The sequence below is a fragment of the Hymenobacter sublimis genome, assembly GCF_023101345.1.
GTDB lineage: Bacteria > Bacteroidota > Bacteroidia > Cytophagales > Hymenobacteraceae > Hymenobacter > Hymenobacter sublimis.
On the sequence record NZ_CP095848.1, the window covers coordinates 4,325,793 to 4,347,467 of the forward strand.

Annotated in this window: 21 protein-coding genes; 18 read left to right on the forward strand and 3 right to left on the reverse strand. The window is 56.8% G+C overall.

Going from position 1 to position 21,675, the window contains the following annotated elements:
* Nucleotides 1-6: 6 nt before the first annotated feature.
* From MWH26_RS18100 to MWH26_RS18120, 5 genes are all read left to right on the forward strand, one after another.
* Nucleotides 7-753 carry an ATP-grasp domain-containing protein gene (locus MWH26_RS18100; protein WP_247975381.1) on the forward strand — a complete coding sequence of 249 codons (747 nt, stop codon included), beginning with the start codon at nucleotides 7-9 and terminating at the stop codon, nucleotides 751-753.
* Nucleotides 754-926: 173 nt separating this feature from the next.
* Nucleotides 927-3,464 (forward strand): ribonuclease R, encoded by a 2,538-nt coding sequence (gene rnr / locus MWH26_RS18105; RefSeq protein WP_247975382.1) that lies wholly within the window; start codon nucleotides 927-929, stop codon nucleotides 3,462-3,464.
* 247 nt (nucleotides 3,465-3,711) lie between these two features.
* A complete protein-coding gene (locus tag MWH26_RS18110; protein WP_247975383.1) occupies nucleotides 3,712-4,683 on the forward strand; it encodes a polyprenyl synthetase family protein in 972 nt (323 codons plus the stop codon).
* A gap of 34 nt (nucleotides 4,684-4,717) precedes the next feature.
* On the forward strand, nucleotides 4,718-5,347 hold the full coding sequence (locus MWH26_RS18115) for a rhomboid family intramembrane serine protease (protein WP_311136874.1): 630 nt from the start codon (nucleotides 4,718-4,720) through the stop codon (nucleotides 5,345-5,347).
* A gap of 111 nt (nucleotides 5,348-5,458) precedes the next feature.
* Nucleotides 5,459-5,743, forward strand: a complete 285-nt coding sequence (locus MWH26_RS18120) for a PLD nuclease N-terminal domain-containing protein (RefSeq protein WP_244694295.1) — start codon at nucleotides 5,459-5,461, stop codon at nucleotides 5,741-5,743.
* An 85-nt stretch (nucleotides 5,744-5,828) separates the two neighbouring features.
* Here the strand turns inward: MWH26_RS18120 and MWH26_RS18125 are convergent, their stop codons facing one another.
* Entirely contained in the window at nucleotides 5,829-6,443 is a 615-nt protein-coding gene (locus tag MWH26_RS18125) for a DUF2939 domain-containing protein (protein ID WP_247975384.1), read from the reverse strand.
* Between the two features lie 132 nt (nucleotides 6,444-6,575).
* On the opposite strand from MWH26_RS18125, the gene MWH26_RS18130 reads away from it, so the two are divergent.
* From MWH26_RS18130 to MWH26_RS18140, 3 genes are all read left to right on the forward strand, one after another.
* Nucleotides 6,576-7,418 carry a glycerophosphodiester phosphodiesterase family protein gene (locus MWH26_RS18130; protein WP_247975385.1) on the forward strand — a complete coding sequence of 281 codons (843 nt, stop codon included), beginning with the start codon at nucleotides 6,576-6,578 and terminating at the stop codon, nucleotides 7,416-7,418.
* A 294-nt stretch (nucleotides 7,419-7,712) separates the two neighbouring features.
* A complete protein-coding gene (locus MWH26_RS18135) occupies nucleotides 7,713-8,111 on the forward strand; it encodes a helix-turn-helix domain-containing protein (protein WP_247975386.1) in 399 nt (132 codons plus the stop codon).
* A gap of 320 nt (nucleotides 8,112-8,431) precedes the next feature.
* Nucleotides 8,432-8,929, forward strand: a complete 498-nt coding sequence (locus MWH26_RS18140) for an acyl-CoA thioesterase (RefSeq protein ID WP_244698835.1) — start codon at nucleotides 8,432-8,434, stop codon at nucleotides 8,927-8,929.
* Between the two features lie 160 nt (nucleotides 8,930-9,089).
* Here MWH26_RS18140 and MWH26_RS18145 read toward each other — a convergent pair whose 3' ends face one another.
* Together MWH26_RS18145 and recF are read right to left on the reverse strand one after the other, a co-directional pair.
* Nucleotides 9,090-9,413, reverse strand: coding sequence for a DciA family protein (locus MWH26_RS18145; RefSeq protein ID WP_244694299.1), 324 nt, complete (start codon nucleotides 9,411-9,413; stop codon nucleotides 9,090-9,092).
* Between the two features lie 65 nt (nucleotides 9,414-9,478).
* Nucleotides 9,479-10,591 carry a DNA replication/repair protein RecF gene (recF, locus tag MWH26_RS18150; protein WP_244694300.1) on the reverse strand — a complete coding sequence of 371 codons (1,113 nt, stop codon included), beginning with the start codon at nucleotides 10,589-10,591 and terminating at the stop codon, nucleotides 9,479-9,481.
* 68 nt (nucleotides 10,592-10,659) lie between these two features.
* Between recF and pdhA the strand changes: the two genes are divergently transcribed.
* The 10 genes from pdhA (at nucleotide 10,660) to MWH26_RS18200 (ending at nucleotide 21,473) form a co-directional block, all read left to right on the forward strand.
* The gene (pdhA, locus tag MWH26_RS18155; RefSeq protein WP_247975387.1) at nucleotides 10,660-11,835 is read left to right on the forward strand and encodes a pyruvate dehydrogenase (acetyl-transferring) E1 component subunit alpha; all 1,176 of its coding nucleotides are present in this window, start codon (nucleotides 10,660-10,662) and stop codon (nucleotides 11,833-11,835) included.
* A gap of 52 nt (nucleotides 11,836-11,887) precedes the next feature.
* Nucleotides 11,888-12,667 carry a tetratricopeptide repeat protein gene (locus MWH26_RS18160; protein ID WP_244694301.1) on the forward strand — a complete coding sequence of 260 codons (780 nt, stop codon included), beginning with the start codon at nucleotides 11,888-11,890 and terminating at the stop codon, nucleotides 12,665-12,667.
* 155 nt (nucleotides 12,668-12,822) lie between these two features.
* Nucleotides 12,823-13,299 (forward strand): 6,7-dimethyl-8-ribityllumazine synthase, encoded by a 477-nt coding sequence (gene ribH / locus MWH26_RS18165; protein WP_188557256.1) that lies wholly within the window; start codon nucleotides 12,823-12,825, stop codon nucleotides 13,297-13,299.
* Nucleotides 13,300-13,578: 279 nt separating this feature from the next.
* On the forward strand, nucleotides 13,579-13,962 hold the full coding sequence (locus tag MWH26_RS18170; RefSeq protein ID WP_188557257.1) for a TraR/DksA family transcriptional regulator: 384 nt from the start codon (nucleotides 13,579-13,581) through the stop codon (nucleotides 13,960-13,962).
* 169 nt (nucleotides 13,963-14,131) lie between these two features.
* Nucleotides 14,132-15,961: a pseudouridine synthase gene (locus MWH26_RS18175; RefSeq protein WP_247975388.1), complete on the forward strand. Its 1,830-nt coding sequence runs from the start codon at nucleotides 14,132-14,134 to the stop codon at nucleotides 15,959-15,961.
* A gap of 176 nt (nucleotides 15,962-16,137) precedes the next feature.
* The gene (locus MWH26_RS18180) at nucleotides 16,138-16,881 is read left to right on the forward strand and encodes a type III pantothenate kinase (protein ID WP_247975389.1); all 744 of its coding nucleotides are present in this window, start codon (nucleotides 16,138-16,140) and stop codon (nucleotides 16,879-16,881) included.
* Entirely contained in the window at nucleotides 16,868-18,220 is a 1,353-nt protein-coding gene (bamG, locus tag MWH26_RS18185) for a BamG family beta-barrel-assembly machinery protein (protein WP_247975390.1), read from the forward strand. Before MWH26_RS18180 ends, bamG begins: the two co-directional genes overlap by 14 nt.
* A gap of 37 nt (nucleotides 18,221-18,257) precedes the next feature.
* Entirely contained in the window at nucleotides 18,258-18,812 is a 555-nt protein-coding gene (gene lptC, locus MWH26_RS18190; RefSeq protein WP_247975391.1) for an LPS export ABC transporter periplasmic protein LptC, read from the forward strand.
* Between the two features lie 7 nt (nucleotides 18,813-18,819).
* Nucleotides 18,820-19,098: a hypothetical protein gene (locus tag MWH26_RS18195; protein WP_244694306.1), complete on the forward strand. Its 279-nt coding sequence runs from the start codon at nucleotides 18,820-18,822 to the stop codon at nucleotides 19,096-19,098.
* 248 nt (nucleotides 19,099-19,346) lie between these two features.
* Nucleotides 19,347-21,473, forward strand: coding sequence for a peptidylprolyl isomerase (locus MWH26_RS18200; RefSeq protein WP_247975392.1), 2,127 nt, complete (start codon nucleotides 19,347-19,349; stop codon nucleotides 21,471-21,473).
* The last annotated feature ends 202 nt before the right edge of the window (nucleotides 21,474-21,675 follow it).

A 21,675-nucleotide genomic window follows, 5' to 3' on the forward strand; every position in this document is an offset into this window, starting at 1 on the left:
TAGGGCATGCACATTCTCTACCCTTCATTGCCCTATGAACCCCGGACGGTTGATCCGCTTTGGGAGCCTGAGTATACCTGGGCATCGGCAGCTGGTTTTACTGTTGGGCTGTTTGATTTAGAAACGGCTCGGGTATGGCCTCGTACTCCGACAACCCCGGCCTTATACCGCGGCTGGATGTTGACAGGTCCGGAATACGAGCTACTGGAGCAACTGGCTCCGCTGCTTAGTGGCATCGAGTCCTACCTATCCGCGCATCTTGCCTCGGGCTGGTACGCGGCAATTCGGGAGTACACCTTCGCCAGCACGTTTCAGCCCGCCGGTCAGTTGCCCGACTTCTTTGCAGGCCAACGCTATTTCGTGAAAGGACTCGTAAAGTCGTTTGGGCCTAACTCCACGGTAGCTTCGGCAGCGGAGTGGCAGGAGCTGCTGCGTAAACATGGGATTCCGAACAATGAATTGCTGTTCGTGCGGCAGTATATGGAGCTCCAGCCCGACTCCGAGCGTCGCTACTTCGTGGTGGCTGGTACTGCGTATGGCGCGGGAGGTACACCGCTACCTAATCAGCTGCGGCCGGCACTTTTTCAGTTGCGCCCTCGTTTGTTCTATAGTTTGGATGTAGCCCTTACCGCGGCTGGACATCCCATCATCGTGGAGGTAGGCGACGGACAAGTGTCCGACCTGAAAGAATGGAATGTGGCCGATTTTGGCCGTACGGTACTGGGTGCCCTAGCCGCCGCAACCCAAGCTTAACCTCCCTTTTTCGACTAGGAATAGTTATTCCCCGATATATTCCGTATCATCTTTTCGAAGCCCGATTCCGGGCTGGATTACTTTACCCGGGAAACCTCGTAGTACTACCAGTTTCCCACTCATTCAACCCCGCCGCCTGCGAAAAAGACAACCACTGGCGGCCCCTTTTCTACATGAAAGAAAAAGACGAATCCGCCGCCCCCCGCGCCCCTCGCGCGAAGGCAGCCCGCCGCAACGATGCCGCTGTGGCCTCCATTTCCAAAGATCTAGTGTTTCGCGTCTTCCGCGACAACCCGGGCAAAGTCTTCTCCTACCGCCAACTCTCCCGCCGCCTGGGCGTGACAACCAAGGAGCAGCGCGAAGACATTTTTGAACACCTGAAAAGCCTCAAGAAAAGCGGCCTGCTCACGCTGCTGCAAAACGACGACTACCGCCTGACGGATGCCGCCGCTGCCCAAGCGGCCACCGAGCCCGCCAGTGGCCGCAAAACGCGCCGCAACGAGCGGGAGCCCTTTGCCGGTATGAGCCGCGGTGGGGGCCGGCCCGTAGAAACCGAGTTCGGTCAGGACCCCGTGGTGCACCGCCGCCGGGAGGCTGGTTTCGACTTCCCTGATGCTGACGGCCCTGCTACCCCTCGCCGCCCGCGGCAGGAAGGCGGTGGTGAAACCATCACCGGAACCGTGGCCCTGGCTACCGACAAATACGCTTTTGTCATTTCAGAAGAAAGTGAACAGGACGTGCGCGTCTTCACCGACCGGCTGAAGTTTGCCATGCACGGCGACACGGTGCGCCTGCGTCTGCGCGGCTCCCGCGACGGCCGCCCCGTTGGCGACGTGGTGGAGGTAGTAAACCGGGTGCGCCCGGAGCTGGTGGGACGCCTGCACATGCAGGGCGGCATCGGCTTCGTGAAGCCCGATAACCGCAAAATCTACTTCGACGTGTTTGTGCCCTTCGAGAACCTGAACGGCGCCAACCACGGCGAGAAAGTACTGGTGCGCATTGCTGAGTTTCCAGAGGGTGACGCCGGCCAGTTGCCCGTGGGCCAGGTCGTGCGCAGCTTCGGCAAGGCCGGCGAAAACGAGGCCGAAATCAACGCCATTATGGCCGAGTTCGGGCTGCCGTTTGAGTTTCCCGCCGAGGTAGAGGAAGAGTCGGAAAGCATTCCGCTGGAGATTCCGCAGAGCGAGATAGAGCGCCGCCGCGACTTCCGCCACATCACCACCTTTACCATCGACCCGGTTGATGCCAAGGACTTCGACGATGCGCTTTCCATTCAGAAACTCGAAAACGGGCACTGGGAAATTGGCGTGCACATTGCCGACGTGACGCACTACGTGCAACCCGGTATGGCCCTGGAAAAGGAGGCGCGCTACCGTGCTACCTCCGTCTACCTCGTGGACCGTGTGATTCCTATGCTGCCCGAGCGCCTCAGCAACGGCCTCTGCTCCCTGCGCCCCCACGAGGACAAGCTGACCTTCTCGGCTGTGTTTGAGCTCGACGAAAAGGGCAAGCTCTACAACTCTTGGTTTGGCAAAACCATCATTCACTCCGACCGCCGCTTTGCTTACGAAGAGGCCCAGGAGCGCATTGAAGGGCTGGAGGCGGACTACACCGCCGAGATTCAGCTGATGAACGACATTGCCAAGAAGCTTTGCGCCGCCCGCTTTAAGCAGGGCGCCATCAGCTTCGAAACCCAGGAGGTGAAGTTCAAGCTGGATGAGCAGGGTAAGCCGCTGGGCGTGTATGTAAAGGAGCGCAAGGACGCCCACAAGATGATTGAGGAGTTCATGCTGCTAGCCAACCGCAAGGTGGCCGAGTTTGTGTTCAAGCTCAAGAATCGGAAGCCGCGCTTCACCATGGTGTACCGCGTGCACGACGCCCCCGACGAGGAACGTCTGGCCAACTTTGCCCTCTTCGCCCAGAAGTTTGGCCACCAGCTCGACCTCTCGAATCCGAAGAAGCTGAGCACGGAGCTAAACGATTTGAGCAGCGAGGTAGTCGGCCGCCCGGAGCAGAACGTCATCCAGACGCTCGCCATCCGGACCATGGCCAAGGCCACCTATACTACCGATCCGCGCGGGCACTTTGGCCTGGCCTTCGAGCACTATTCGCACTTCACTTCGCCGATTCGCCGCTACCCCGACATGATGGCCCACCGCCTGCTGGAGCATTACTTGGAGGGCGGTAAGAACGTGGAAGTGGAGCCCATTGAGGAAGAGTGCAAGCACTCTTCGGAGCGCGAGAAGCTGGCCGCCAATGCCGAGCGTGCCAGCATCAAGTACAAGCAAGTCGAGTTCCTACAGGACCGTATCGGCGACACATTTACGGGCGTGGTGTCGGGCCTGACCGAGTGGGGTCTCTACGTCGAAATCGAGGAGAACAAGTGCGAGGGCATGGTACGGGTAGCCGACATCCCCGGCGACTTCTTCGAGCTAGACAAGAACAACTACCGCCTCGTAGGTCAGCGCAGCAAGCGCATCATCCAGTTCGGCGACGAGCTGCAGGTGGTGGTCAAATCGGCCAACCTACTGGACCGCACCATCGACTTTGAGCTGGTGGACAACCGACCTGATGCCGTGAAGAACCGGGAGCGGGAGGAGCGCGACGCTGGTCGGGAAAGCCGCCGTGGCTACCGCCCTGAGCGCAGCGGCGGAGGCCACAAAGGCGGCAAAGGTGGCCGCCCCGGAGGCGAGAGCAAGCGTCGGCGGTAAGTCAAGCAAGCTTGTCAATACTTAGTCTGTCATTCTGAGCAAAGCGAAGGACCTCACCACATCGGAACAAACCGTTAGTACGGTAGCTGTTCTGGGGTAGTAAGGTCCTTCGCTTTGCTCAGGATGACAGGCTTTTTTATAGGCTGCCGGCTCTGTCACTCGCCGGCATTCACTTCATCACCCTTCACCTCACTACCCCATCACCTACTCTTGCGTACCTTTCCCATCCGAACTTTTACCCCATTCCGTGGACCTGTCCCAACTCACTGACCGCATCAATACCGCCCTGGCGCCCCTGCAATACGGCGAGCAGCCCACGGCCCTCTACGAGCCCATTCGCTACATCATGGCCCTCGGCGGCAAGCGCATTCGGCCTTTGCTGACCTTACTAGGTGCTCATATCTTTACCGATGAGCTGGAGCCTGCTCTGAAGCCCGCCCTGGCTACCGAAGTCTTCCACAACTTCACCCTCCTCCACGACGACCTGATGGACCAAGCGCCCCTGCGCCGCGGTCAGGCGACTGTGCACGAAAAGTGGAACCCCAACGTGGCCATTCTGAGCGGAGACGTCATGCTGGTGCGGGCCTACGAGCTGTTTCTGGACGTGCCTACTGAACTACTACCCCACGTACTCCGCCGCTTCTCCCAAACGGCCGCCGAGGTGTGCGAGGGCCAGCAGTGGGATATGAACTTCGAGACGGAAACGGAGGTCAGCATTGCGCAGTACCTGGATATGATTCGGTTGAAGACGGCCGTGCTGCTGGGCTTTGCCCTGGAGCTGGGCGCTCTGCTCGGCGGCGCCTCCCGCCAGGATGCCGACCACCTGCGCCAGTTTGGCGTCGGTATTGGGGTAGCCTTCCAGCTCCGCGACGACCTGCTGGATGTGTACGGCGACGCGGCCACCTTCGGCAAGCGCGTGGGCGGCGACATCCTCAGCGACAAAAAAACCTACCTTCTGCTCACGGCTCAGGCCCAGGCCAGCGAATCGCAACGCATTACGCTGCTTCAGCATATCGGCCAGCCCGTAGCCGATGCCGAAGCGAAGGTGCAGGCCGTGCGCACCATCTACGATGAGCTCGAAATCCGCCCTCAGACGGAAGCTCTCATCAACGACTACTTCCTGGACGCCTTACAGCATTTGGAACGCGTAGCGGCCCCTGAAACGCGTAAAAAACCTCTTCGTCACTTGGCCATGCAACTCATGGAACGGGAGCAGTAGTGCTACCACTCTTTTCTGACTTCTTTCAACTTCTATGGAATTGTCTCCTACCCTGATCCTGACCGTGCTGACGGCAGGCATCTCCCTCTACGCCTGGTCGAATCCTGCCTTCCTGGAAAGCTGGATTCTGGAGCCCTACCGCGTCAAGCGTAACCACGATTACTACCGCTTCATTACCTCTGGGTTTCTGCACGCCGACTTTGGGCACCTGCTGTTCAATATGCTGGCGTTTTACTCCTTCAGCCAGATAGTGGAAACCGTATTCTTTGGCGTGTTCGGACCGACGACGGGTCTGCTGTACTTCCTGCTGCTGTACCTGGGCGGCATTGTTCTTTCAGATGTTCCTACCTATCTCCGCCACCGCGACGATCCGAATTACCGCAGCCTCGGGGCTTCTGGCGGGGTAGCATCAGTTGTCTTTTCGGCTATTCTGTTCAACCCCACGGCCGGTATCCGGATTTTTCCAATCCCCGTTGCCATTCCAGGCTTCATCTTCGGCTTCTTGTATCTGGCCTATTCCTACTACATGGGCCGCCGCCGAGGCGACAATATCAACCACGACGCCCACTTCTACGGAGCTCTGTACGGTATCGTACTGACCCTCGTCTTGCTACCACGAGTCGGACCTCTGTTCTTTGATAAAATCCGAGAATTTGTTAACTAAGTCACTGATTGTCAAATACTTATTAATATAATACTTGTCTGATAATATCCATTTTAGGTGTTGTGCGTACAGAACGGCATACTCTCTACCATTCTACACACTCCCTGCACCATGAATAAGCTCGTTTCTTCACTCACCAGCAACCGTTCTTTCACCCTGACCGGTATTCTGGCTTTGTTAATGTCGTTTGCCCTGAGCAGCTGCGGCCGCACCCGCAATGCCGATGGCTCCTTGACTACCGCTGGCGTTATTCACTTAATTCTGGCCGTGTACGCCCTGTTCAAGTTGTTCCAGCAGCCGTGGTCACTCGGTAAGAAGATCGTGTGGGGCCTGATCATTTTTTTCTTCCCCTTCCTTGGCTCGCTGGCCTTCCTGCTATTCGGTAAGGACAAGTAGTAGGCACATAGCTTACACGAAGAAGCCCCGATCCTCAGTGAGGATCGGGGCTTCTTCGTGTAAGCCGATTAGGTAACGCGCACGTTTACTTGCCTACCAGCCGCTGCTTTTCCAAGCGTGCTACCTGCTTTAGAATGTCGGCCGTGTTAGTGATTTCCGTGGCCTGCCAATGGTCACCTTGGTCGCGCATCTTCACCTCTAGCACCAACGTTGTGTCGTAGCGAGGCTGCGTAAACTCCAAACCTACCAAGGCTTGCTCGCCTTCCTCATGGGTGTATTTGACTCCTTTAAACTTGGTATCGGGCCCCACTACTTTGCCCACTACACCTAGCACGGATACGCCCATCGGCTTGGGCGCGGCTGCTACGGCCTCTACTGAGCCCGTCTCAACGTAGCGCTGCACTTCCTGGCGGGCTGCCTGGGCCAGCTGCGGCTTCAGTAGGCGCAGAGCTCCCTTCATAGCCAGGCCACCGGGGTTTAGCATTCCCAGAACCGAGCTTTGTGCCGTAACCTGATCAACCAGATTGCTAGTTACGCTGCTCACATCTACGTAGCGCTCGAACGCCGCTGGGTTGTGGTCCTGCACTGCTTTTGCGGCCTGCAGAAGCGAGTATTCCGGTCCCGTAGTCAGGTTCTTATAGTAGAGGTAGGCGCCAATTGCCAAGCCGATAAGTAGCAGGCTCAGGATCGTTTTTTTCATGAGGAAGGAGGTAGGTAGGAAAAAGCCGTACATGGGTAAAAATAGAGGGTTTTTGTCTGGTTCAAGACTATTTCCCTTAGGCAAAGCTGCCGGAGTCTGGCCCTTATACTTTTTATCTCACTTCCTCTTCATATGGCTTTCCTGCCTTTTCCTGAAGTACATGGGCACCGTGGCTGCCGCGGTCTGCGCCCCGAAAACACTATTCCCGCCTTCCTGCATGCGCTTACTTTAGGAGTAGATGTAGTGGAACTGGATGTAGTTATTTCGGCCGATAACCAGGTAGTCGTATCGCACGAGCCCTGGATGTCGGCCGCTATTTGCCGCACTCCTGCTGGCCAGCCAATTCCTTTCGAGCAGCAGAAGCAGCACAACGTATACCAGCTACCCTACGCCACCATCCGGCAGTACGACTGTGGCCTTACCCGGCATCCGTACTACCCTGAGCAAATGCCTGAGCCCGCCCACAAGCCCTTGCTGCGTGAGGTTGTGCAGGCGCTCGACAAGCTGGCCTTTCAGCTCGGTCGTCGGCCGGTTCGCTTCAGTATTGAACTCAAGAGTACGCCCGAGGGGGATGGGATATATCACCCAACTCCCTCGCGCTTTTTAGAGTTGGTTCTTCTTGAATTAAGAGCCCTGTCTTTACTGGCTCGCACCACGCTTCTGTGCTTTGATAAGCGCGTGCTACAAGCCGCCCGACAACTACTCCCTGCCCTGCCTTTATGCTTGCTGGTAGAGGATGAAAAGCCTCTATCAGCCCACCTAATGGAGCTAGGTTTCATCCCTTCCCTATATGGTCCCGAATTCCGCTTGCTTACTCCAGAGTTGATTACTGAACTGCGTCAGCAGCACATCGACCTAGTGCCCTGGACAGTAAATGAGCCAGCAGATTTACGCCATGTGTTGGCCTATCAGCCCAAGGGAATTACAACTGATTACCCGGACCGACTGCTGGCACTACGGAGCCTTGTACTGTAGTGTACTCGGTTATTTCGGCAGCCCTAAGCGCTGATACACTTAGTAGCTAGAACTACTGCTGTCTGGGCCCTGCAGCCGTACTGCAGCTCCTTTGTATTGCGTGTACACTGTTTGTTACAGTTAACAGGTTGATACTTGTAACAAATATGATTTTGTAACATGTATCAGTATACAATAGTTACAATAATACAAGTGTAATATGTTTTCATCATGAATCGTATTTGTAGCATGTATATTGTGTATATGTGACACTATGTTATATTTACAGACCCATCCTTTGTCATATTACACGTTATGCCACACCAGGGCGAAATACTGCAGGAAGCCATTAAGAACAGCGGAATATCAATTACGCGGATTGTGGATGAGCTGGGTATTACACGCCCTACTATCTATCGTAAGTTTAAAGAAGAGACACTTGATTACGCTTTTGTAAAGCGAGTAGGAGATGTAATATCTCACGACTTTTCTCAAGACTTTACAGTTACACAGCAGTCTGTTTTGTCATTTGTAACACCTGTTGCTGTTAATAATATTACATCTGCGTCAGATAGAGTTGTAACATCACGTAATGCCGCTCCTCTTGTAACAGAACCGGACCTAGCAAAACAGCTTCTAATGCTTCAGCAGAAGTATATAGCCTTGCTAGAGGCCTATAATGAGCTCCTGTTGAAGGTGTATGGTCCAAAGTGACAAAAACGTTCCACGTGAAACATATTTGTTCACCCAACGGCAGTTCTACCCGTTACTAATTCAGGTTACTCAACAGCAGCAGGCTTAGCAGAAGCAAGAGCCGCAAAAAGAAAAAGCAAGCGACTTGTAGCCTCAGATGTTCGTTAGAAACGATGGGCAGGGTAGGAGGGAAAGCTCTAACGTAACGAGCAGCCCAGTATATGAAGTGAGACTACCTGTACGCTACAACTACCATAGTCTGTCCCTTAATTTTTATGGTTCCCAACAGCCTGCCCGAATACCGCCCGGTGTCCTATTCCCGAGTAACTCTAACGGAGTTAATGATTCCCTCCTATGCCAATTTCGGAGGGAAGATTCACGGTGGCATCTTGCTCTCGCTAATGGACAAAGTAGCGTATGCCGCCGCTTCAAAACATGCCGGCAACTACTGCGTGACAGTGAGTGTAGATGGAGTCAATTTTCTGCAGCCTGTGGAGGTAGGTGAGCTAGTGTCCTTGCTAGCTTCTGTGAACTACGTGGGCCGTACTTCCCTACTGGTCGGTATCAAGGTGATAGCCGAAGACGTTCGGAATGGTAGCGTGAAACACACCAATACCTGCTACTTCACGATGGTGGCCAAGGACGACAACGGGAAGCCAACACCGGTACCAGGCTTACTGCTGGAAACAGCCGAGGATACCCGTCGCTTTGTAGAAGCCATTAAGCGGCGTGAGTTCAAGGAGCAATATGGTCGGGAGTTTGACAATGCTCGTACCAAGCTTGCCACGGAGCAGCAACTCCACCTCCTGCAACAGGAGCGGTGTCAGCTGGGGTACTAAGCGCACGTAAAAATCTAGAAGGGGTAGGGGAGGCGCTTGTTCAGCTAAACGCGGAACCGAAAAACTTGCCGCTTGAGTAGAAGTAAGCCTAGTGGATGGCTGCGTTATCAGGCTTAGCTCACCTAGTAGTAAGGAGCAGTAATACCGAAACGGACGCTACTTACAAGAATACTACCTCCGTAATAATATCTTCTCCTACCTCGGCATTCAGGTTCTCTAGAACTCGGGTTTTGGCCATGATGAGTTCGTGCTTGAGCGGGGCGGAAGTAAGGCGCACAAAAAGCTTGTGGTTACTAACGTAAACCTCCTGAGTTTTCATGGCAATGGCTTTGCCCATAACTCGCTCCCAACTGGCAACTACCGTCACTTCATTCAGCTTTCCTTGCAGCCGGTAGGCGCGCAGCAAAGCCGTAATGCCATCCTTCAAAGGAACGATGTCAGACTTGCGGGAATTTTCGGATGGGAAAGGTTTTTTGAAGGCCATTGTGTTACTTAACGCGCGAAGAAGCAGCTTGTTGTTGCTTCCTCAAAGGTACTGCGGCCCTGCTGCTAAAGCGGCGTGACAGTACCAGATTCAACCCGGAATCGGCGGATATCGTCGGAGAGGGTCGCCAGCACCCGGTCAGTTCTCTCCAGATGGGTATCGGTCAAGAAGATCTGCCCGAAGGTGTGATTAGCCACCAACTGCATAAGCCGGGTAATGCGCTTTTCATCGAGACGGTCAAAAATGTCATCGAGCAGCAATAAGGGCTTATGGTGTTTGTGCTGGGCCAGCACCTCAAACTGAGCTAGCTTTAAAGCAATAGCAAATGACTTTTGTTGGCCTTGCGAGCCGTAGCCTTTCACTGCCAACCCATCCATCAGGAACGTCACATCGTCGCGGTGAGGACCCGCGCTGGTCCGCTGCAGGGAAAGGTCCTTGCGCTCATTTAACCGGAGTAACTTCAAAAAATCTGTATCGGGTAGCTCACTTTTATACGCTAGGGTTACTTGCTCACGAGCATCGGCCAGCTGCTCATAGTGGCGCTGAAAAACCGGCTCGAACTCAGCTAAGAATTCTTGTCGCCGTTTCACCAATTGTTCTCCAATGGGCGCCAATTGTTCATCTAGCACCAGAAGATAGTCCCGGTCGTAACCAGCTTGCCGGTCAGCGGCCAACTTAAGCAAGGAGTTGCGCTGCTTAAGTAAGTGGCTATAGCGAATCAAGTTCTCTAAGTATTCATGGTCGAGCTGAGAAATGAGGCTGTCGAAGTACTTGCGGCGCTCCTCGCTACCCTGCCGAATCAGGTCGGTATCGTAAGGAGAAATCAGCACAACCGGGTAGCGCCCAATGTGGTCCGAGATTCGTTCGTAGGGCTGCTTGTCGTGGGTTAAGGTTTTCTTCTGGCCCTGGCGCAAGCTGCACTGGATAGTTTCGGGCTTCTCAGCTGGCTCCGTGCGAAACCGGCCTTTCACCACAAAGAACTCCGCCCCCTGCTTGATGCTCTGGGCATCAGAGGTAGTAAAAGCGCTTTTGGTCAGGGAGAGGTAGTGGATGGCATCCAGCAGATTCGTCTTGCCACTTCCGTTGTCACCCACAAAACAGTTGATGTGGGGCGAGAGGCCTAAGTTGGCTTCTTCGTAGTTTTTGAAGAACAGTAAGTGGAGGCTTTCGAGTATCATGCGTAGGGTTCGGAATTGCAATCCTTTTACGTACTTTCGCATCCCAAACGCGAACAACCGAAAGCAAGATGGCGGAGACGAAAGTAAAGGCTGCCCCCAAGGCTTCCAATTCGACGAACAAATCGTCGGCCCCGAAAGCTGCACCCAAGGGCAAGGCTGCTACCGATACGGTAAAGCAGCCCGATCCGGTGTTGCCCCCCGCAAATAGCGAGGCCGCAGCAGCTACCGGCGCTCCTAAAGCAACTACTCCGGCCCAGCCGGAATTTCCGAAGGAGACCTATCTGCAGTGGTATGAGCAAATGCAGCTCATGCGCAAGTTTGAAGAGAAAGCCGGCCAGCTCTACGGTCAGCAAAAGATCAAAGGTTTCTGCCACCTCTACATCGGGCAGGAAGCATGCGTAGCCGGAGCCGTGTCGGCCCTAACCAAGGACGACAAGTGGATTACCGCCTACCGTGACCACGCCCACCCGCTGGCCCTGGGTACTTCGCCCAACGCCATCATGGCCGAGTTATTTGCCAAGGCTACCGGTTGCTCCAAAGGCAAAGGTGGTTCCATGCACATCTTCGACAAGGAAGTAAACTTCATTGGCGGCCACGGCATCGTGGGTGGCCAGGTTCCGTTGGGAGCTGGTATTGCCTTTGCCGAGAAGTACAACAAGACGGGCAACCTCTGCATCTGCTACATGGGCGATGGTGCCGTTCGCCAAGGAGCTTTGCACGAAGCCTTCAACATGGCCATGCTCTGGAAGCTGCCCGTCATCTTCGTAGTAGAAAACAACGGCTACGCCATGGGTACCTCGGTGCAGCGTACCTCCAACGTGACGGAGCTGTACACCCTGGGCGAAGGTTACGACATGCCCTCCGAGCCGGTGAATGCCATGAATGTAGAGGACGTGCACAACGCCGTAGCCCGCGCTGCCGAGCGTGCCCGCGCTGGCGAAGGCCCCACCTTCCTCGAATTCAAAACCTACCGCTACAAGGGTCACTCCATGAGTGACCCCGCCAAGTACCGCACCAAGGAAGAGCTGGAAGACTACCGCTCCCGCGACTCCATCGAAGCCGTTCGTCATACCATCCTGACCCATAACATGGCCACGGAGGAAGACTTGACCGCCATCGATGAGAAGATCAAGGCGCAGGTGCAGGAGTCGGTGGAGTTTGCGGAAAGCTCGCCCTATCCTACGGCCGATGAGCTGTACAAGGATGTGTACGTGCAGCAGGACTACCCTTACATCCGCGACTAGTAGCGCGGGAGTTTATCAGGCTCTAATAAGGCCGCCTTTTTGAGTAACGCTCATGTCAAAGATTCCTTTCACAGGTAAAAGCCAACAGGCTCGCCAGCCGCAACCGCAGCGCGTCGTGTCCTCGGATCCGCTGCAGCCAGCGGAAGCATACAACCCGGAGCACCCGCTGCTAGAAGACCCCGATGCTCTGGCCGTTCGTTTGGCCGAATCAGAGGACTTCCTGCGCCGCAACAAAAACGTATTGCTGGGCTTGCTGGCCTTAGTAGTGCTGGCCGTGGCTGGTGGCTTCGGTTATTACCTGTGGCGGGGTTCCCAGGACACCAAAGGACAGGCCGCCCTGTTCCAGGCAGTGAATTACTGGGAAGCTGACTCTTTGCAGAAAGCCATGAAAGGTGACGGCAAGAACCTCGGCTTGGAGCGGGTAGCCTCAGAGTACAGCGGTACGGCTGCTGGCAATCTGGCTAACTTCTACGCTGGGGTTGCTGCCTTGAAGCAAGGCCAGTACAAGCAGGCCATCGACTACCTCGAAGATTTCAGCTCGGATGACTATTTAGTGCAGGCCCGGGCTTACTCCCTGCTGGGTGACGCGCACTTGGAGTTGAACCAGGCCAAGGAAGCCGCTGACTTCTACAATAAGGCGGCCAACCACAATGCCAATGAGCAGTTCTCGCCGGGCTACCTACTAAAGGAAGCTACGGCCCGGGAACTGGCCAAGGACAATGCCGGCGCAGTTGCCGCCTACGACAAAATTCTGACGGACTACCCTACTGCAGCCGAAGCAAGTGAGGCTAAGCAATACAAGGCCCGCGCTGAGGCATTGGCTGGTAAATAGCTATAGTTATTAAGCGTAATAAAAAAGGACGGGCTAGCCCGTCCTTTTTGTTTTCGGTGGGTAGCAATGCTTCCAGTCAACCCAAGAGCGTTGAAGAGGGTAGGCGTCGTACCTTTGTTACCATTCGTCTTTTACCTCAACCGCACTCCTGGCCCATGGCTACCTCCCTAAAAAACCTGAGCGACTACACCTCCGATAATTTTATTGACATTTCCGAAAAGCGCTTCGGGCTGGTAGTAGCCGAATGGAACCGGGAAATCACTGATACCTTGGCCCGCGGTGCTTACGATACGCTGATCAAGCACGGAGCCAAACCCGAGAATATTTTCCGCAACACTGTGCCGGGTAGCTTCGAGCTGACCCTGGGCGCCCAGTTGCTGGCCCAGCACGAAGAAATTGACGCCGTAATTTGCCTGGGGGTAGTTATCAAGGGCGAGACCAAGCACGACGACTACATCTGCCACGCCGTAGCCAGCGGTATCACCAACGTAGGCCTGAAGTTCAACAAGCCCGTCATCTTCGGCTTGGTAACTACCAACACGCTGGAGCAGGCCTGGGACCGGGCCGGGGGGCAGCACGGCAACAAAGGAGTGGAGGGAGCAGTAGCGGCCATTCACATGCTCGGCTTCTAGCCACCGCCAACCGCCAAGCTTACAAGAAGGCGGATAAAGGGAACGTGGGCAGCCAGTATGGTAGCATGCTGATTAGCGGACAAAACCGTAGCTTTGCGCCCGAATATGCTTGGTCATCGGGATGCTTCCGGGGCAGGCAGGAAGGCCAAGCAATTGCCGCTACGCGAGAAGGTAAACTTATTCGTACGGGCGGCTGTTGGGGCGTAACTGCTAGTCTGTGGCTCCTGCAACGGCCAATCTAGCTACACATCATTCTTACTAACCTCTCCCTGCACCAACATGAGTGAAGAACCCCTACGCTATTCCAGGGAAGAACTGGCGGAGTTTGAGCAAATCATCCAGGATAAGCTCACCGCGGCTCGCAAGGAAGTGGCGTTCATCAAGGAAACCCTGAGCCGTAAAAACGACACGGGCACCGACAACACGGCTTCTTCATCGAAGGTGCTGGAGGACGGGGCTGATACGGCTGAGAAAGAAAGCCTGAACCAACTGGCTTCGCGCCAGATGAAGTTCATTCAGCAACTCGAGAATGCGCTGATCCGCATCAAGAATGGCACCTACGGGGTCTGCATTGGTACCGGCAAGCTAATTCCCAAGGAACGCCTGCGCGCCGTGCCGCACACGCAGCATTCTATTGAAGCCAAAATGGCTCGCCGCGACTAACTCCGCCGCCCGCCTACCCGTTGCCCGGACTTGTAACCGGCATCCGTTAACGCGGAGCTGAGTTGCTGGTCCGGGCACTGTTTTCAGAGGCCAGTGGTTATTGGCTTTCTGCATACTCAACCTGATTTTTTACTGTACCGTAGCGATACGGCACGCACGCTTCTTCCATATGGGCAAGAAACACTTCTCCGGCGATACGCCCGGCCGCCGTGGCCGCTCCACTGGCCGCCCGACCGGCAATTCCAACGGCCCTGAGGGCTTCCGCAAATTTTCTCAGCCTGGCCGCAACCGCGACGACCGAGGTGCCGGTGATACCCCCCGTTTTGGGGGGCGGGACGAGGCGCGCGGTTCCGACCGCCCTTCCTTCGGCCGGCCGGCTGAGGGTAGCTTCACAGGACCCAAAAAGTTTGGAACCAGCAATGCCGGTGGTCCGAAGAAATTTGGAAATAGCGGTGGCTTCAACCGCGGCGGTGAAGGCCGGCCCGGCGGATTTGGGCAGCGCAGTGGCAGCCGCGACTTTGGCGGCAACAATCGTCGCTTCGAAGGTGACAACCGCCGGCCCGGTGGCTTTGGGGGCGAGGAGCGCCGGGACGAGCGTCCGGTGCGGCCCTTCGAGCCCAAGAAATCCTGGGGCGGCCAGCCGTATAGCCAGGAAGGTAAACCCACGGTGCCCCGCGGCCTGCCCGGTGAGCGGAACCGTCGGTTTGTAAAGCAGAATCCCAACGAACAAGATCAACCCCGGCCTGAGAACTTCCGGCCAAGGGAATCTCGCCCCGACGCGGACCGCGGCACTGGCTTTGGTGGTGAGCGGGAAGTACGGGCGGCCCGGCCCTTCGATTATCGCGGCCGGCCCGAAGACCTACCCGCTGACCGCAGCGAGAGCAGAGGAGAGAACCGCGGTGGTAATGACCGCCGCAGTGAGCGGCCCGCCCGCCGCGACAACGACTTTGGCAACGACCGGCCCGCTCGTCGGGAAGGTGGCTTTGGTGGCGGCAGCTTCGGTGAGAAGCGCACGGCCCGCCCCGGCAGCTTCAACGGCGACAAACGCGAAGGCCGTTCCTTTGGCGCCGAGCGCTCGGAAGGCTTCCGCCAGCCGCGCGAGGAGCGCCCCAAGCGGGCTCACGACGAGTTCGTTGGACGTGGCGCGCAAACGCCAAACCCCAACCAGGCCGGCAAGCGCAAGTTTGGGGAAGTAGAAGGCCAGGCGCCGGATTACAAGAACCTGAAGTTTTACGAAGAGGATAAATCTCGGGGCAACAAGCGCCGGCGGGAGGAAGATGACCTGGGGGCGGATGAGGTGCGGTTGAACCGCTACATCGCCAACGCCGGCATCTGCTCGCGCCGCGAAGCTGACTCCCTGATTGCCGCTGGTGAAATCAAAGTTAACGGGCAAGTAGTTACCGAAATGGGCTACAAAGTGCAGCCCTCCGACACGGTACAGTATGGCAAAACCAACCTGAACCGCGAGAAGCTGGTGTATGTGTTGCTGAACAAGCCCAAGGACTACATCACGACGACGGATGACCCAGAGGGCCGCCGCACCGTGATGGAGTTGGTAAAAGGTGCCTCTAAGGAGCGGGTGTTCCCAGTGGGCCGCCTCGACCGGAACACCACGGGCCTGCTGCTCTTCACCAACGATGGGGAAGTAGCTCAGAAACTCTCGCACCCTTCCCACCGCAACAAAAAAATCTACCAAGTGGAGCTGGACAAGCCCCTAACGGAAGAGCACCTGCGGCAGATTGCGGAAGGCCTGGAGCTGGAAGACGGCAAAGCCGAGGTAGATGACGTAGCTGTAGTGGCTGGCAACCCGCACTTTGTGGGCGTGGAAATCCACATTGGTCGCAACCGCATTGTACGCCGCATCTTTGAACACTTGGGCTACGACGTAGTAACCTTGGACCGAGTGCAGTACGCTGGTCTGACGAAGAAGGACCTGCCCCGCGGCAAGTGGCGCTTCCTCAACGAGAAGGAAGTAATTCGTCTCAAGTATTTCATGTAAGCACGCAACCGTCAGCCTGGCTGCCGGCTCTTAGTGGTGAAGTGAATGATGGTGAACTGGTAAGTTGGATAGTATAGTGGCCTAGCCCGCGCTACTGGCGCAGTCTGCGCCGCTGAAACGTCAACCATTACCAGTTCACCATTGCACTAGCCCACCATCTTATTCTTATCTGATCAGTGCGCACGCTTTCCCTTGATATTGGCAACACGGCGGTTAAATACGGCTGCTTTGAAGCTGATATATTGGTGGAATCGGCTACGGGGCAGAACCCTGATCAGGTCCGAGCGGCTGTGGCTCGGCTGCGTCCAGAACACGCGGTAGTCGCTTCCGTGGCGGAGCCTACAGCGCAGTGGGCCGCTGAACTCCGGGCGCTGGTGACGGGTAAGGTGCTGGAATTTGTGCCGGCTACTACCACCTTACCCATTCGCAACGGGTATGCCACTCCACACACGCTGGGTGCCGACCGTTTGGCAGCGGCCGTGGGAGCCGCCTGGCTGCTACCGGGTCGGGATGTGGTGATAGTGGACGCGGGCACAGCTATTAAGTGCGACCTAGTAGAAGGCGGGCACACTTTTCGGGGTGGTAGCATTGCTCCGGGAGTGGCTATGCGCTTTCAGGCCCTGCATACGTTTACCGGCCGCCTACCGTTGGTAGCCAACCTACCCGAGGCCACGGCCACCGTTCCCCTGACCGGAGTTGACACGGAGTCGGCTATCCGGAGTGGGGTAGTGAATGGGGCGGTGGCGGAAGTACAGGGGCTGCTGGCCGAATACGCCGCGCAGTTTCCGCAGCTGGCCGTGATATTGGCCGGTGGGGATGCCGCTTTTTTCCGCACCCGGTTGAAAGGGCCTATCTTTGTTGTTCCGGAGCTCGTGCTGATTGGGCTCCACCGAATTTTAGTACACCATGTCTCAACCTAACTTCACCGGCCTGGCCGGTGGTCTTTCGCTGCTGGGCTTGCTGGTGGCTGCGCCGGCCGTATTGGGCCAGGGCCTCGGTAACTCGCCTTACTCGCGCCTGGGCCTGGGCGACGCCAGCCTGAACGCGGGCGGGGTGCGGCAAATGGGCATGGGCGGTATTGGGGTAGCGGCTCCCAACAGCATCAACGTCAACGAGATTAATCCGGCGCTGCTGTACTACACGGCCCGGACAACCTTCGAGGCTGGTTACACCGGGCAGTTCAAAACGCTGCGCAACACGGTTAGCCGCCAGCGCACGGGTTCCGCTAACCTGGGCTACCTGGCCTTGGCCGTGCCCATCAACCGGCGCTGGGCCGGGGCCATTGGCCTGAAGCCCTACAGCACAGTTGATTACGAATCAACGACCCTCGATAACAGCGTCGTTGGCGACCTCACGGCTCAGGTAGAAAAGCAGTACAAGGGCAGTGGCGGGCTGGCCGAGGCTTACATGAGCCACGGCGTGCGGCTGGCAACTGGTCTGACGGCTGGTGTGTCTGTTGGCTACGTCTTCGGCAGCATTGATCAGGAGGCCGGTACCCGCATTGGCACCGCAACCATTCCGGTGGAGCTGTCCAGCAAGGACATCTACCAGCAGCATATTTACTATTCTGACTTCACGTTTCGGGCCGGGCTGCACTACCGGGGCAAGTTTACCGACAAGCTGAACTACAACATTGGTGGTACGCATAGCTTCCGGTCGAACCTGAACGGGGACCGGAGTCTAAGCCTGATCCGGCAGGACTTTCAGGGGATTCAGTCCTCCACCACGGCCATCGAGACGGATGCTCCCGGCAAAGCTCAGGTGCCCGCCCTCAGCCAGGTTGGCATCAGCCTCGACAACAACCGGAGCTGGAGTGCCAGCCTGGAAGGCACTCGCCAAGAATGGTCTCAGTTCCGGGCCTTTGACGAGCAGGGCGGCTCCTCGGGCATTCCGCTCAGCGACACCTACCGCGTAGCTCTGGGCGGGGAGCTTACTCCCGATGCCGCGTCCGTCGACAGCTACTTCAAGCGGGTAACGTACCGGGCCGGCCTGAGCCTAGCGCAAATGCCCTACCGGCCGGGCGGCAAAGCTCTCTACGACCGTTCCGTTAGCTGGGGCTTTGCCTTCCCCTTGCCCACTGCTACCCCTCTGGATGCCACGACCATCAGCCTGGCGTTCATGTACGGGCAGCGGGGCAATACCGACGTGCGGCAACTCGCCGATGGCTCCTTGGAGCGCAACGTAAAGGAAGACTACGTGCGGATGCAGTTGGGCGTAACGCTCAATAACCGCTGGTTCATTAAGCGTCGTATCGAATAAGGCTGCCATGAAGCTGGGCCATTGTCGTTCTTTACTGATGGGGCTGCTGCTGGCGGGTACGCTAGTGGGCTGCCGCAAGCAGGCAGATGAGGTAGTTGCTAAGAAAACTACCTACACCGGGCCCATCATGGAAACCGAGAACCTACTCATGATTGTGAGCGACTCGGCCAAGCTGCGCATCCGGCTGACGGCCCCATTGCGGCAAGACTTCGAGAACAGCAACCAACTCTACCCGAAAGGGGTGAAGATTACTTTTCTGGATGAGGACGGCCAAACGGTGGTTAACACTATTGTGGGCAATTACGGGCTGTACGAGAAGAACACGAACCTCTACACCCTGCGCGGCAACGTGCGCGTAACCAACGTGCCCCAGCAGCAGAGCATGAACACGGAGGAAGCCTTTTTCGACCAAACCAAGGCCCTCATCTACACCAAAGAGCAAACGGAAATTCGGGTAACTACCCCCACGGAAGTGCTGACGGGCCGAGGGCTTACGGCCAACCAGGACTTCTCGCGCTACGACATCCTGAATCCCACGGGTATTTTCACTCTCAAAAACGCGCCCGCAGCCGCTCCGGCCGCTATCCGCTAAGTACCGCATGAAACGCTTCTGGGACCCTGGCATCAGCCGCACCATTTTACTCGTCCTGGCCGTTATGACCTTTGTCATTGCCGTCTACCAAACGCTGGTAGTGGGCAACATGGAGGGCCTGTACCAGAACTACTGGCTGTTCATGCTTTCCTTCGGGTTAGTAATTGGGCTGCGCTACCTGCGCCAGCGCGACAAAGTTGCGGCCGCCGAAGCTGAGGCAGCGCGCAAAACGGCTGAGGCTGCCACCCGAAAGCCCGCCAAAAAGCAACCGAAAAACAAGCGCTAGGTGCCAAGTCCTGCCGTAGCTGCCTAGTAGTGACTTGTCCCGAAAGCAAGGTGTCGGCTGGGCAGTATTATTCAATCAAAAAAGCCTTTTCCTGTGATTTACGGGAGGGCTTTTTTGCTTTTTATGGCCTTCTGACTTTCACCACCAGGTTATCTAGCTGACCTAGGGGACTTTCATTATCTATTGACCATCTTTTTTGGTTATTTTGCACCTCATTCCACTTTTCTACCTGCGCTTTTTTCAAGTAAATGGCATTAATTAACACGATTCGAGAAAAATCGGGCTGGGCAGTCGGGGCCATCATCATCGGCCTGCTGCTCTTCATGCTGGGGGGCGACTTCCTGTATGGCCGCAGCAGCATCTTCGGGAAGAATGATCTGACGGTCGGCGAAATAGCCGGTGAGAAGGTGGAGTATGACCAGTTCAATGCTACGCTGGAGCAGGCCAAGCAGGCTTTCATTCAGCAACAGCAGCGCCAGCCCGACGAGCAAGCCATGGGCTACCTGCGCGACCAGGCCTGGAACCAGACTATTTTCCGCATTGCTTTTCAGCAGGAGTTCGATAAGCTGGGGCTGAAAGTGTCGGATGAAGAACTCACCGACATGGTGCAGGGCAACAACGTGCACCCCAGCATCCGGCAGGCCTTCACCGATCCGGCTACCGGCCAGTTCGACCGCACCAAGGTGATTGAGTACCTGCGCAACCTCGACAAGCTGCCGCCCCAGGCGCAGGATGCGTTCCGCAACTTCGAAGTCAACTTGGGCCCGGAGCGCATGGCTGCCAAGTATAACAACTTGCTGAAGCTGAGCACTTACGTAACCTCGGCCGAAGCCAAGCGTTTCGACCAGGGCCAGAACACGCGTGCTACCGTCCGCTACCTGATGGTACCGTACTTCGCCCTCTCTGATTCAAGCGTGAAAGTAAGCGACGAGCAGCTGCAGGCTTATCTCGACAAGAACAAAGGCCGCTACAAGGTAGAAGATGGCCGCACCATTGAGTACGTTTCGATTCCGGTAACGGCCTCCGCCGAAGACAGCGCTACCGTGCGCAAGACCGTGGACGAGCTGGCTACCCAGTTTGCTTCGGCTCCGGTTGACTCCGCTTTTGTGAAGCTTAACTCCGACCAGCCCACCAGCCCTGCCTTCCTCTCGCCGGCCGATATGCCCGAGAAGCTGCGCGCCCAACTGCCCCTGCAGGTAGGCAAAGTGTACGGTCCTTACGCCGAAAACGGCACCTACTCGCTCTATAAAGTATCGGGTCAGAAAGCCGGTGCCCAGGCCGCGGCCCGAGCCAGCCACATTCTCATCAAGCCCGAGGGCACCACGCCCGAGGCCGATGCCGCTGCTAAAGCCAAGGCCACGGAAGTGCTGAACAAGATCAAAGCCGGCGCTGATTTCGCCGCCATGGCGCGCCAGTACGGCACCGACGGCACCACCGCTACCGGCGGTGACTTGGGCTGGTTCCAGCAGGGCCGCATGGTTCCTGAGTTCGAGAAGGCCGTATTCGGAGCCACCTCCGCTGGTTTGTTACCCGCCCCGGTAAAGACCTCGTTTGGCTACCACATCATCAACATCACGGCTCCGAAAACCACGCAAACCTACCAGGTTGCTACGGTGCAGAAAAGCATCCAGCCCACCGACGCTACCCGCGACGCTGCCTACCAGAAGGCACAGGCCCTGAAAGGCGAAGCCACCAGCCTGGAAACATTCCGCGCGGCTGTAGCCAAGGATAAGAGCCTACAGAAAGTGGAAGCTAAGGGCCTCGGCCGCGGCGACCAGGCCGTAAACAACCTTCAGGGCGCCCGCCAGTTGGTGCGCTGGGCCTACGGTGTAAACCCTGAGGGTGAGCCTACCCAAGTAGGTGACGTATCGGAGGTGTTTGAAATCGGTGACCAGTACGTTATTGCCGTCCTGACCGGCGAGCGGACCAAAGGCACCGCCGACGTAGCCAGCGTGAAGCCGGAAATTATGGCCTTGGTGCGCAACGAGTTGAAAGCCGAGCAAATCATGAAGAAGCTGAACGCCTCGAAAGGCACGCTGGAGCAGATTGCCCAGGCCTACGGCAACGGCGCGCAGGTGAAAACGGCGGAAGGGGTAGTACTGGGCCAGGGCCTGATTCCCGGCCTTGGCAACGAGCCCGTAGCCGTGGGTAAAGCCTTCGGCCTGAAGCCCGGTCAGAAGTCGGCTCCCTTTGCCGGAGAGCAGGGCGTCCTGATTGTGGAGCCAGTGAGCGTACAGCCCGCCCCGGCTGCTACCGACGTGAAAGCGGTACGCCAGCAACTGACGGCCCAGCGCACGGCCCGCACCGATGGCCTCACCTACGAAGCCATCAAGCAGCACGCCAACATCAAGGACAACCGCACGAAATTCTTCTAAGCCGCGCGCTGTCTAGCACAAGCAAAAGGGCCGTACCTTAGGGTGCGGCCCTTTTGCTTTTCATGTCATTGTGAAGAAGTGAACGAGTAAATGAGTGATTGAGTGAGGTAGTAGCACGTCATCGGGAGGCGGCAGCCGAAGGCCCTTGTCACGTCAGCACGACCTCGTCACAACGATTCGCTCCAGTGGGAAAGAGCCCTTC

Coding starts and splice junctions, on each gene's coding strand:
- MWH26_RS18100 (WP_247975381.1), top strand. CDS start 7: ATGCACATTCTCTACCCTTCATTGCCCTATGAACCCCGGACGGTTGAT.
- rnr (WP_247975382.1), top strand. CDS start 927: ATGAAAGAAAAAGACGAATCCGCCGCCCCCCGCGCCCCTCGCGCGAAG.
- MWH26_RS18115 (WP_311136874.1), top strand. CDS start 4,718: ATGGAATTGTCTCCTACCCTGATCCTGACCGTGCTGACGGCAGGCATC.
- MWH26_RS18120 (WP_244694295.1), top strand. CDS start 5,459: ATGAATAAGCTCGTTTCTTCACTCACCAGCAACCGTTCTTTCACCCTG.
- MWH26_RS18125 (WP_247975384.1), bottom strand. CDS start 6,443: ATGAAAAAAACGATCCTGAGCCTGCTACTTATCGGCTTGGCAATTGGC.
- MWH26_RS18130 (WP_247975385.1), top strand. CDS start 6,576: ATGGCTTTCCTGCCTTTTCCTGAAGTACATGGGCACCGTGGCTGCCGC.
- MWH26_RS18135 (WP_247975386.1), top strand. CDS start 7,713: ATGCCACACCAGGGCGAAATACTGCAGGAAGCCATTAAGAACAGCGGA.
- MWH26_RS18140 (WP_244698835.1), top strand. CDS start 8,432: ATGATTCCCTCCTATGCCAATTTCGGAGGGAAGATTCACGGTGGCATC.
- MWH26_RS18145 (WP_244694299.1), bottom strand. CDS start 9,413: ATGGCCTTCAAAAAACCTTTCCCATCCGAAAATTCCCGCAAGTCTGAC.
- recF (WP_244694300.1), bottom strand. CDS start 10,591: ATGATACTCGAAAGCCTCCACTTACTGTTCTTCAAAAACTACGAAGAA.
- pdhA (WP_247975387.1), top strand. CDS start 10,660: ATGGCGGAGACGAAAGTAAAGGCTGCCCCCAAGGCTTCCAATTCGACG.
- MWH26_RS18160 (WP_244694301.1), top strand. CDS start 11,888: ATGTCAAAGATTCCTTTCACAGGTAAAAGCCAACAGGCTCGCCAGCCG.
- ribH (WP_188557256.1), top strand. CDS start 12,823: ATGGCTACCTCCCTAAAAAACCTGAGCGACTACACCTCCGATAATTTT.
- MWH26_RS18170 (WP_188557257.1), top strand. CDS start 13,579: ATGAGTGAAGAACCCCTACGCTATTCCAGGGAAGAACTGGCGGAGTTT.
- MWH26_RS18175 (WP_247975388.1), top strand. CDS start 14,132: ATGGGCAAGAAACACTTCTCCGGCGATACGCCCGGCCGCCGTGGCCGC.
- bamG (WP_247975390.1), top strand. CDS start 16,868: ATGTCTCAACCTAACTTCACCGGCCTGGCCGGTGGTCTTTCGCTGCTG.
- lptC (WP_247975391.1), top strand. CDS start 18,258: ATGGGGCTGCTGCTGGCGGGTACGCTAGTGGGCTGCCGCAAGCAGGCA.
- MWH26_RS18195 (WP_244694306.1), top strand. CDS start 18,820: ATGAAACGCTTCTGGGACCCTGGCATCAGCCGCACCATTTTACTCGTC.
- MWH26_RS18200 (WP_247975392.1), top strand. CDS start 19,347: ATGGCATTAATTAACACGATTCGAGAAAAATCGGGCTGGGCAGTCGGG.